At 56.0% G+C, this 10462-nt stretch carries 12 protein-coding genes; 2 read left to right on the top strand and 10 right to left on the bottom strand.

Annotated elements, in window-relative coordinates; all coding sequences use genetic code 11:
* From purB to JW937_01005, 3 genes are all read right to left on the bottom strand, one after another.
* The coding region (purB, locus tag JW937_01015) for an adenylosuccinate lyase (GenBank protein MBN1585993.1) at window positions 1-801 on the bottom strand (801 nt) is incomplete at its 3' end.
* 98 nt (window positions 802-899) lie between these two features.
* Window positions 900-1370: a hypothetical protein gene (locus JW937_01010; protein ID MBN1585992.1), complete on the bottom strand. Its 471-nt coding sequence runs from the start codon at window positions 1368-1370 to the stop codon at window positions 900-902.
* Window positions 1371-1472: 102 nt separating this feature from the next.
* Entirely contained in the window at window positions 1473-1841 is a 369-nt protein-coding gene (locus JW937_01005; protein ID MBN1585991.1) for a response regulator, read from the bottom strand.
* Window positions 1842-2091: 250 nt separating this feature from the next.
* Here JW937_01005 and cysK point away from each other — a divergent pair, with 250 nt between their 5' ends.
* A complete protein-coding gene (gene cysK, locus JW937_01000; GenBank protein ID MBN1585990.1) occupies window positions 2092-3054 on the top strand; it encodes a cysteine synthase A in 963 nt (320 codons plus the stop codon).
* Window positions 3055-3068: 14 nt separating this feature from the next.
* Here the strand turns inward: cysK and JW937_00995 are convergent, their stop codons facing one another.
* From JW937_00995 to JW937_00965, 7 genes are all read right to left on the bottom strand, one after another.
* Window positions 3069-4028, bottom strand: a complete 960-nt coding sequence (locus JW937_00995) for a D-2-hydroxyacid dehydrogenase (protein ID MBN1585989.1) — start codon at window positions 4026-4028, stop codon at window positions 3069-3071.
* On the bottom strand, window positions 4021-4995 hold the full coding sequence (gene rfaD / locus JW937_00990) for an ADP-glyceromanno-heptose 6-epimerase (protein ID MBN1585988.1): 975 nt from the start codon (window positions 4993-4995) through the stop codon (window positions 4021-4023). The genes JW937_00995 and rfaD overlap by 8 nt, the downstream gene beginning before the upstream one ends.
* A 49-nt stretch (window positions 4996-5044) precedes the next feature.
* A complete protein-coding gene (locus tag JW937_00985; protein MBN1585987.1) occupies window positions 5045-5845 on the bottom strand; it encodes a 3'-5' exonuclease in 801 nt (266 codons plus the stop codon).
* Entirely contained in the window at window positions 5842-6570 is a 729-nt protein-coding gene (locus JW937_00980) for a protein kinase (GenBank protein ID MBN1585986.1), read from the bottom strand. The genes JW937_00985 and JW937_00980 overlap by 4 nt, the downstream gene beginning before the upstream one ends.
* Window positions 6571-6580: 10 nt before the next feature.
* Entirely contained in the window at window positions 6581-7186 is a 606-nt protein-coding gene (locus JW937_00975) for a hypothetical protein (GenBank protein ID MBN1585985.1), read from the bottom strand.
* A 48-nt stretch (window positions 7187-7234) separates the two neighbouring features.
* Window positions 7235-8041 (bottom strand): endonuclease/exonuclease/phosphatase family protein, encoded by an 807-nt coding sequence (locus JW937_00970; GenBank protein ID MBN1585984.1) that lies wholly within the window; start codon window positions 8039-8041, stop codon window positions 7235-7237.
* A gap of 134 nt (window positions 8042-8175) precedes the next feature.
* Window positions 8176-9042, bottom strand: a complete 867-nt coding sequence (locus JW937_00965) for an SDR family oxidoreductase (protein ID MBN1585983.1) — start codon at window positions 9040-9042, stop codon at window positions 8176-8178.
* Between the two features lie 159 nt (window positions 9043-9201).
* Between JW937_00965 and serC the strand changes: the two genes are divergently transcribed.
* Window positions 9202-10305, top strand: coding sequence for a 3-phosphoserine/phosphohydroxythreonine transaminase (gene serC, locus JW937_00960; protein MBN1585982.1), 1104 nt, complete (start codon window positions 9202-9204; stop codon window positions 10303-10305).
* The last annotated feature ends 157 nt before the right edge of the window (window positions 10306-10462 follow it).

Below are 10462 nucleotides of genomic sequence, written 5' to 3'. Positions count from 1 at the left end.
GTGGGGCATGGCGCTGGAGCCCTGCTGGCCTTTTGCAAAAGGCTCTTCTGCTTCGAGGACCTCGGTGCGCTGCAGATGCCGGATCTCCAGAGCAATCTTGTCCAAGGTTCCGCCGATCACAGCCAGGGTGCAGAGATATTCAGCATGCCGGTCGCGCTGCACCACTTGGTTGGAAATATTGGCGGGCTTCAGACCCAGGCCTTTGCACACATGCGCCTCGACTCGAGGACTCAGATGCGCATAGGTGCCGACCGCGCCGGAGATTTTGCCCACGCGCACGGTTTCGCGGGCGCGCTCGAGGCGCTCGCGCTGGCGCATAATTTCATCGTAAAAGAGAGCCAGGACCAGACCGAAGGTCGTGGGCTCCGCGTGCACACCGTGGGTGCGGCCCACCATGACAGTTTCTTTATGGCGCACAGCCTGCTTGGCCAAGGCGCTGAGTAACTTATCCACATTGGCCAGCAGCAGATCCGCGGCCTCCACCATTTGCACGGAAAGGCCCGTGTCCAGCACATCGCTTGAAGTCAGGCCCTTGTGCACATACTTGCCGGCCGGGCCGATGCGCTTGGCCACATCCGTGACAAAGGCAATCACATCGTGCTTGGTCCTTTCCTCAATGCGTTGGATGGAGGCAACGTTGAAATCCGCTTTCGATTTGATCTCGCGGTAAGCGCTTTTGGGGATTTCCCCGAGCTGGGCCAGAGCTTCGCAGGACAGAATCTCGACCTGGAGCATCACTTCAAAGCGGTGCTTATCGGTCCAAATCCGGCCCATTTCAGGGTGCGTGTAGCGTTCGATCATGGCTGTCGGGATCTCACTATTAAACGGGAAGGGCAAAGCGCCCTTGAAGAAGCCCCACTATAGCATGGGGCCGGAAAGGGGGTCAACGGAGAGAGCCGCTACATCGTGTGGCCGCGCATCTTTTCCAGCTGTTCTTGCTGCCGGCGCTGGTCCAGGATCATTCTTTGGCGCTGCTCGTGCTGCAGTTCCTGGCGGCGCTGCTGCATTTCGCGCATGCGCTGAGCCTGCTCGTTGATCTCGTTTTGCTGGACGCGCCGGATTTGCTCCAGCTGCTGGGACTGCTGATGTTGGACCTGGCGGAGATTGTCTTGGAAGGCTTGCATACGCTTCACCTGCTCCAGGGAGCGCTCGGCACGGAGCTGAAAAATACGCTTTTCTTGCTCCTCATGGCTGAGGGATTGGAAAGATTGGAGTTCTTCTTCGCCGAGAATGCGGGCTCGATCCTCATCCGGTAACTCCCAGAAATCGAGCGGGACTGGCGTACTCACCTGCCCCTGCACACCTTGGAGGCGATCCGCACCCTGAGCAGGATGGGAATCGCTACCAGGATCCGCGATCTTGGAACTCACGTTGGAATCCGACTGCTGTGACCATGAAGGCCCGCACAAGAGCACGAGACAGGCAACCCAAAGTGGCAACAGTCTCAAGTAGGTGTGTCTCATTTGAAGAGTTCAGCCGAGCAGACCTGCCAAACGCGAAAGGACCAAATCTTCTAATTGGTCCAGACTAAAAGGCTTAGTGATATAGTCGATCACGCCGAACTGCTTGGCCTCATCCATCACCATATCATTGTCAACGGCCGTAAGGGCGATCACAGGGATCTCCTGGCCGCGCTCCCGCAGCGTACGCAACACATCCATACCCGACATCCCAGGCATCCGCATATCCAAAAGGATCATATGCGGTTCTGATTTGTCGATCGCCTGCAGGGCCTGCTCCCCGTTGTTTGCCTTGGAAACCTCACACCCCTTCTTCAAAAAGAAGTTACCAAGAAAATCGCACAGAGTCTCTTCATCATCCACTACCAGAATTCTGGCCATTCCCCCCCCTTTGAAACAGTCCGGGACAGGCTGTCGTAGTTATTATCGCAGAAAACCCCTTGGAGTCCAGTGAGTTGCGTAGTGCTCACCTCGTTTCACAGTGCCAGGCACCCGTGCCTGGCACCGGTGCCTGGCACCGGCAATCATAGGTAACTTGGTCAACAATAGGAATATCCCTTGACTGCCCCAAAGCATTGGATATACTAACTCTCTTATTGTGTCCGCCCCTAAAACTCAAGGAGAGCCTCTCATGGGCCAAATTTTCGACGACAACTCCCTCACCATCGGCAAAACCCCTTTGGTCCGCCTCACCCGTATTCTAGAAGGCGCAGAGGCCACAATCCTGGCAAAGATTGAAGGCAGGAATCCTGCCTATTCGGTCAAGTGCCGCATCGGCGCCGCCATGATTTGGGATGCGGAGAAGAAAGGAAAGCTCAAAGAGGGCATCACTGTGGTCGAACCCACCTCCGGCAACACGGGAATCGCCCTGGCCTTTGTGTGCGCAGCACGCGGCTATCCCCTGGTTCTCACTATGCCCGAAACCATGAGTATGGAGCGCCGGAACATGCTCAAGGCCTTTGGTGCGGAACTCATTCTGACCGAGGGCCCCAAAGGCATGCCCGGGGCTATCGCCAAGGCCGAAGAGATTGCGGCCTCAAACCCGAAGAAGTACTTTATGCCCGCCCAGTTCGACAATCCCGCAAACCCGGCAATCCATGAAAAAACCACCGGTCCCGAGATCTGGGAGGATACGGAAGGCGAAGTGGATATTCTCGTCACCGGCGTGGGCACGGGCGGGACACTCACCGGGATTGCCCGCTATATCAAGAAAACCCAGGGGAAAGCAATCCATGTCGTCGCTGTGGAGCCTGCCAAGAGCCCGGTGATTTCCCAAACTCTGGCCAAAGAAGAGCTCAAACCGGCCCCTCACAAAATCCAGGGAATCGGCGCAGGCTTTGTGCCCGCAAATCTGGACCTCTCCTTAGTCGATGAAGTGATTCAGGTGCAGGATGAGGAGGCCATTGAAAACGCGCGCCTGCTCGCCAAAAAGGAAGGCATTATCTGCGGAATCTCCTGCGGCGCGGCGGTGACAGCCGCTCTGCAGCTTGCGCGGAGACCCTCCAACAAAGGCAAGACAATCGTGGTGATTCTGCCGGACTCCGGAGAGAGGTATTTGTCGACTGTTCTTTTCGAGGAGCCGGCGAACATTTGACTTTGGTGTCAGACTCAAGCCACCCGGTTTCGATCTTCCCCGCGAAAATAGCTTTCGATATTGAGCGCGATCTCGTCGACGAGTCTTTGCCGTGCCTCGCGGCTGGCCCAGGCCACATGGGGTGTAAGGATAAGATTGGGCGCGCCCAACAAAGGTTGGTCCTCAGACGGCGGCTCCTGCGAAAGAACATCCACGGCAGCGCCTGCAATCCTCCCCTGCTCCAAGGCTTTAAGCAAAGCAAGCTCGTCCACAATCCCCCCGCGCGCTGTGTTGATCAGGTAAGCCGTGGGCTTCATCCGCGCGATTTCATTTTCTCCCAACAAAGCTTGGGTCTGTTTTGAAAGGGGGCAATGCAATGTGAGAAAATCGCAACCCCGGAGAACCGCGTCCAAGGGCTTACGATCCAAACCCTTTTCCGGAGAATAGTCCCGCCCCGGCAGCGCCGCAACCCAAACCTTCATCCCGAAAACCCGGGCAATCTCTGCCACACGCTGCCCGATCGTGCCGTAGCCCGCAATTCCCAAAACTTTGCCCTTGAGTTCAATAATGGCCGGGCCCGGCAAAGTAAAATGCGGCGAAGCGCACCAACGCCCGTCCTTGGCCGCGAGCTCATAGTGAGCCGCGTGCCCCGCGAGCGCCAGGAGAAATCCAAAGGTGCGCTCCACAACCGCATCCGTGGAATACCCGGCCACATTACGCACCTGGCAGCCCGAGGCACGCGCCGCCTCCAAGTCCACATTGTTCACGCCCGTGGCCGCGATCAACAGCAGCTTGAGTTGCGGAGCGGATTCAAAAACTGCCCGATCAAAAACACACTTGTTGGTAATCACCAGCTCGGCGTCGCGGATACGTTCCGAAATCTCCGCGGGGGTGGTGTTCCCATAGTGGGTAAATTCGCCGAGAGTACGGAGTGACGTTAACGAGATATCGCCGTAGTCGACGGTCTCGGTGTCGAGGAAAGTAATCCTAGAGATAAGGCTTCTCGGTTTCTAAGTAATTCTTAACGTAATCGGCCACCGCATCGGAGAGGGGTAAGAACTCTATATCACAGCCCACACTTCGGAGCTTCCTCAAATCAGCCTCTGTGTAGTACTGGTATTGGTTGCGGATGGATTCGGGCATGGGAATGTATTCGATTTTGAGCGGAATCTCCAAGGCGCCGAAAAGCGCAGCCGCCAAATCATTCCAGGACTGGGCCTTCCCGGTCCCCACATTGTAGATTCCGCCCAGCTCCGGATGCTCCCAAAAGAACTGCATGACCTTGAGGGTGTCCTTGACGTAAACAAAATCGCGCAGCTGGCCGCCGTCTTTGTACTCCGGCTTGTACGACTTGAACAGTCCCAGCTTTTTGGTCTTTTTCACTTGCCCCCATCCCTTGTGCACCATGCTGCGCATATCGTTCTTGTGGTATTCATTCGGGCCGAACACGTTAAAAAACTTGAGCCCGACCATCTTGTTCTGCACTTTGTTCTCCAAGGCCCAGAGATCAAAGTCCTGCTTGGACTGGCCGTAGGGATTGAGGGGTTTAAGTTTTGGAATGAGCTCGTCGCTGTCCGCATAGCCCTGCTCTCCGTTGCCGTAGGTCGCGGCGCTGGAAGCATAGATGAACCGGACATTCCCGGCCAGGCACTTCTCAGCCAGCACCCGGGTGTATTCGAAATTATTGTGTCTGAGATACTCCAGGTCGCGCTCGGTAGTCGAGCTGCAGGCCCCCATATGAAAAATCCCTTCCACACCCTTGAGAGCCTTTCCTTTCTCCACCCTCTTAAGAAACTCGTCCTTGTGGAGATAGTCCGAATATTTAAGGCCCTCCAGATTTTTCTTTTTGCCCGGCGCAGAACCAAGATTATCAACCACCAACAGATCCTTGTAGCCCATTTCATTGAGCTGCCAAACCATGGCACTACCGATAAAACCCGCTCCCCCTGTCACGATAATCATGCTTTACCTCTTTTAATTAAGTCCACGATAAACCCGGGCATCGTATGGATCATGGCCACGGAGACCACTCCCCCCAGTTCTCCAAATACAGTTTCAAGTGAGGAGCGCTCTGCGCGCGCTGCTCCAGCCAGTCACGGGTCTGGGCCACAATGCGCTGTTCTTCCGCCAGCTCCAGCGCCCCTTCCAAAACCCGTGTCCTCAAAAATACAAAATAAGTATCCAGCACATCAAACATGCAGTACTGATTGATCTCCTGGAGCTCCCCGGCCTTATACATGTCATAAACCATTTGGCCGGTGGTCTCCATCTTGCCCGGTTTTCCCAGGAGTTTGGAGACCAGATTCAGGCCTCCGGTAAAACGCCAAATCGCACCATAGTTGCTGAACCATTCCATAAGATCCAAGTGCATCTTGCCGTAGCGGTCCCGCGTACCGTATCGCTTTGTGAAATGATTGACTGCGGGAATTCCGTAGCGAAAGGCGGCCAGCTCCAAAAGGGGCAGATCAAATTGGCGTCCATTAAAGGTTACCAATACACTGGCGTAGGTCTCAACCCCAGCCCAAAAATCCGCTACCATCTTGCGCGGCTCATACTTGGGCGCATCGAGATTGACAATCTCCGTAAGCCGGAAACTCTTATCCACCTTGCCCACGGCAATGGCCACAGGAATTTGAAAGGTAACGGGCAAAAAATTGCTTTTGCCTTCGGTTGCGTCCAAAGCCTCTTGCTGGGCGCGCGCAATAGCCTCCTCGGAGGAAAGCTTATCCTTGGGGTATTTGACTGTGGCAAGCAAACGGCCGTCCGGAATGCTCTCCGTGTCAAATATCAAATAAGCCGGTTTGTCTTTCATTCCACATCCCATTCCAAGGCATCCAGGGCCTCGATCAGGTCTCCGGCGCCATCATAGCGCTGGCTCACCAAGTTCCGTTTCAGACCCCTGCAGATTTTTTTGACCTGCGGAGGAAAACTGTTATAGCGTTTCCAACCCCCCAGCATTTCACACAGCACCTGCAAAAGGTTGAGAACGTCTTCCTGCCGGTTGGCGCGCGTGGACCGCCCCCAATCATAAAAATCGATCAGCTTGAGGTGGAACCCGACGCCCGCGCGCTTGACCAGGATATTGTCCGTATGAATATCTCCGTGATAATCCCCATGCGCATGGATGGCCTGCACACCCTTAGCCAGAGAGTGGAGCGCATTGAGAGCCTCGAAGACCCCCATACGCCGTCCCGGGCAATGCCGGATAAATTGCCCGAGTTGTTGCCCCTCCACGTACTCGGACACCAGCAAGGCAATGGTCCGGCGCCGGATCAGGGTCTCGTCATAGTGCAGGTACTGCACCAAAATATCGCAGCTGCGAAGCCGGTTGAGCTTGCGCGCATAGCGCACCACCGCCTTGCCCTTCACATTGCGCTCCGGGTAAAAAAGCTTTGCCGCGCGCTCGATCTCGGTCTTAAGTTCCAGGACACGATAGACCTCGCCTTCCCAACCTACGCCCACCTTTTCCACAATGCGATATTTGTGAGCCAGTACCCGTCCCGGCAGCAAATCAAAGGTCTCTGTATTGGATGCCATTTTCTCCGTCCTACTGATCAATTTTGACGCCGATTCCCCCGACCTCTTTGGACAATCCCGTGCCCGGCTGATAAGTCCCGGTACTTTGGATATTGAGCCCTCCGGCGAATCCTACCGAACCTTCGGGCACACGCGCGCGCTGCCAGATATCGACTTCAAGTGAAACCGGCGATCCCTGTTTGATCTGCTGCAAACGCTCAAGAGCAATTTCAGGAAGCATTCTGGCTGTGAAGAGATCAGCCGAGACCCGGTTGTACTCCGCCTCCCCTAAAAACTCATCCGCGAATTGAGAGAGCAATTCCCATTGCCGCCGCACCGAGGTTTCAATGCGCATGCTGGAGCGAAAGGTGTTTTTTCCTTCATAGGCCTGGAGCTCCACGGCCATGGTGGCATCTTTAATGGCTTCGGCATGAGCCACGGCCAACTCGACCCAGGAGTCAATAGAGTCCGGGTCCGGCTCCAAAACACCGGATTCCAACTCCAGGGCCTCCCTCGCCATAGCCATATCCTTAAGTGCCGTATGCAAATCCTTGACCGGCTCCACCTGGGCAACCGCAGTTGCGGCAATCCCCAATCCCAGAACCCAGAACGCAATACCCCGAAATCCGTGCCTCATTGGAGCTCCTTTCCGGCGGGTATCAGGCTCCACACCGACTTGCATATTCTAGTCAGAGAGCCGGAATTCGGCCAGAAGAGGAAAATGGTCGGAGGCACGCTGCGTCTCCTCGCTCTCGAGGACCTGGATATCCTGGAGCCGCCGGGCCAGTTGCGGGCCGGCAAAGATGTAGTCCAAACGCAAACGGGTCCCTTCAAATAAGGGATTGCGCATGAGCGCAGTGGGGATGGTGTAGCCGGGTTCCTTAGGATGCCATTTGCGGTAAAGATCCACATAGCCCTGGGCATCCAGCAAGCTGAAGACACGGGTGTCGATCACGCCGCCGGTCACAAAGCGTTCGCGGAAGGTTTGGGGAATATCGGCGGGAAGTTTGGCATCGGTGGGACCAATGGCGTTGAAATCGCCCAAGATCAAGGCCTCGGTCCCGGGCCGGACACGGGACAAGATCAATTCCATTTCTCTAGCGCGCTCCGCCGGAGAAAAGGGGTGCAGATGACACGCCAAGACCTGGAACTCTCCCAAACCTTCTGTCTCCAAACACGCGTCCATCACCAAATGCCAATAGGGCTTAGGATCAAAGTCAAAGGAAAGCACCTTGACCCGGCCTGAAACCATCAACGCGGTACTGAAATCCCCCCCCGCAGCCAAGTGCCCTTTCATGCCCAATGCACGTTCATAGTCGCGGAACAGCGCGCAATTATTTTTCTCCCAACCATTGCATTCCAAAAGCACCAGAAGATCCGGACTGACGCGGCGCATGACTTTGCGCAAAAGCTTGGTGCGGTCCTCCTCAACCTCGATGCGCTGCTCCCCGCCCAGGTAGATGTTGTATTCCAATACATTGAATGTGTTCACCGGATTCATTTCCTGGTTGACTGGTCGAGCGTCAATGGCGGGTCGTCACGCCCGTGCAGCGTTCGTCATCGCGAATGGAATGAAGCGATTTTTGTTCCGCACAAATTGCTTCCCCTGCGGCCCGCAATGGCGGACTACGGGGCCTGACACCCAATCAATTCTTTGTATCCTTCACGATACGTCGAATACTTGAATTTGTAACCTGTGGAAAGCAGGCGCTCGTTGCTGCAACGCTTGTTCGTATCAAAGCCACAGCAATCCCTGTTCTCGGCCTCCACTATTTTAGGGGCAGGGGCGCCGAGCTGTCCGGCCAACCAGCAGAACACTTCGCTGCGGGATGCCGGGTGCTTGTCCACCGCCAAATACAAATCCGCCGGAGCTTCCAAACCCATCAGATGAGCCACAATTCGTGATGCGTCCTCATAATGGATTCGATTGGTATAGACCTCCGGGCTCCGGAGATAACTGAGCTCTCCGGCCCACGCGCGCCGGATAAGCCGAGACCGGCCCGGACCGTAGATACCGCCGCAACGCAGAATCGTTGTCTTGGAACCGAGCCCGCGCGCCACTCCTTCGGCTTCCAAAGCAATCCGGCCCTGATACCGCCTGGGCTCTGTCACAGAATCTTCGTTCACCCATTCGCCGTTTGCCTGGCCGTAAACGCCCGTGCTGGAAACACAGAAGAAACGCCGCAGACCCGGGGTCTGTTCTCGAAGAGCCCGGACCAGGTTCCGGGTTCCATCCAGGTAAAGAGCCCGGTAGGCTGCCTCGTCCGGCTCGTCCGGGGCAGCGCAAAATACAGCGTAGTCCAAAGGCGCAGGCAAATCCCGAAGGCTCCGGGCATCCGTCAAATCCGCAATCACGGGCCGGACTCCCCCGGGAAGGCTTTGTCCGCTGCGGCTCAAGCCCCAAACCTCATGGCCCTGCTCCGCTAAAGCAGTGGCCAGGGGCCTGCCGAGAAACCCGACTCCCGCAATAAGTATTCGATGACGCAGGCTCATTCTGAATTGCTCATGTTCTGGTTGACCGGGGTGTTCGGCCTAGGTGCTTGACACCCGAGCGACACCCTTGAATTCCTCCCCCTGATCCCTTAAGATTGGGCTTTCCACGGGGCCCGCCCCGTCTTACGCAACCCCTAAAATTAGAACGAGGCAGCAGCCATGTCAAACCGCGTCTACAATTTTTCGGCCGGACCGGCCACCCTCCCCCTCTCTGTATTAGAAAAAACCCAGAAGGATTTGGTGTGCCTTCCGGGCGTGGGGGCCTCTATCTTGGAGATCAGCCACCGTTCCAAGGCCTTTACAGAAATTATTCAAACAGCCGATGCCAATCTGCGCGAGCTGCTCGATATCCCCGGCAACTACAAGATCCTCTTCTTGCACGGAGGGGCAAGCCTGCAGTTTTCTATGGTGCCCATGAATCTGCTGCGCGAAAAAAGCGCGCCTGCCGACTATATTCTGACCGGTACTTGGGGCGATAAGGCCATTAAAGAGGCCAGGAAAGAAGGCCAGACGCGGATTGCCTGGGACGGCGCGGATGAAAACTACAAGCGCATCCCCAAGGCCAATGAGCTGGAACTCGATCCCGAAGCCACGTACGTGCACATCACTACCAACGAAACCATTCAGGGTGTGCAATGGCAATCGGAGCCGGATACCGGCAAGGTCCCGCTTGTTTGCGATGCTTCCTCGGATTTCTTGAGCCGGCCCATTGATGTCAGGAAGTACGGTTTGATTTATGCGTGTGCGCAAAAGAACGCCGGACCTGCGGGCGTGACGGTCGTGATCTTGCGCGAAGACCTTCTGGAACAGATTCCCGCCGGTCTCCCCTCTATGCTGGACTATTCCGTGCACGTCAAAAATGATTCAGTTTACAACACCGCTCCGGTCTTTCCCATCTATGTGCTGAAGCTCGTCACAGACTGGCTCAAGGATGAAGTCGGCGGCATCTCGAAGATCGCCCTGATCAACGAGAAAAAATCGCAAATGCTCTATGAGGTTATCGACCAGAGCGATGGATTCTATATCGGTCACGCAGAACCCGAGTGCCGATCCAAGGTCAACGTCACCTGGCGCTTTTCGGACAACGACTTGCAGGCGCAGTTCCTGGAAGGCGCTCTGGCAGAGGGGTTGACCGACTTGAAGGGGCACCGCTCGGTGGGCGGGATCCGCGCTTCGATCTACAATGCCATGCCGGCAGAGGGTGTTGAAAAATTGCGGGATTTCATGATCGCCTTTGCCAAACGTTCCGTCGAAAAGGTTTAGCCCGGATATTGCATGAGAGTTCGAGCAAAAGGGACGCAAAGGACCGGTAATGCAAGACGTGCGACCGAGGACCCCGCAGGCGTATCCGGTGCGATACGGTGAGGACGGCCGAGAGAGCACAACGCAGCAGTACCGGTCGTTTCCGGCATCTTTTGCC

The sequence above is a fragment of the Candidatus Omnitrophota bacterium genome (assembly GCA_016929445.1).
Taxonomy (GTDB): Bacteria; Omnitrophota; Gorgyraeia; order JAFGIU01; family JAFGIU01; genus JAFGIU01.
The sequence above is the reverse complement of the archived record's forward strand: the minus strand, read 5'-3'. Positions and strand labels throughout refer to the sequence as shown.

Excerpts from the sequence above, each read along its gene's own strand:
- JW937_01005 (MBN1585991.1), bottom strand. The coding sequence starts at position 1,841 with ATGGCCAGAATTCTGGTAGTGGATGATGAAGAGACTCTGTGCGATTTT.
- cysK (MBN1585990.1), top strand. The coding sequence starts at position 2,092 with ATGGGCCAAATTTTCGACGACAACTCCCTCACCATCGGCAAAACCCCT.
- rfaD (MBN1585988.1), bottom strand. The coding sequence starts at position 4,995 with ATGATTATCGTGACAGGGGGAGCGGGTTTTATCGGTAGTGCCATGGTT.
- JW937_00985 (MBN1585987.1), bottom strand. The coding sequence starts at position 5,845 with ATGAAAGACAAACCGGCTTATTTGATATTTGACACGGAGAGCATTCCG.
- JW937_00980 (MBN1585986.1), bottom strand. The coding sequence starts at position 6,570 with ATGGCATCCAATACAGAGACCTTTGATTTGCTGCCGGGACGGGTACTG.
- JW937_00975 (MBN1585985.1), bottom strand. The coding sequence starts at position 7,186 with ATGAGGCACGGATTTCGGGGTATTGCGTTCTGGGTTCTGGGATTGGGG.
- JW937_00965 (MBN1585983.1), bottom strand. The coding sequence starts at position 9,042 with ATGAGCCTGCGTCATCGAATACTTATTGCGGGAGTCGGGTTTCTCGGC.
- serC (MBN1585982.1), top strand. The coding sequence starts at position 9,202 with ATGTCAAACCGCGTCTACAATTTTTCGGCCGGACCGGCCACCCTCCCC.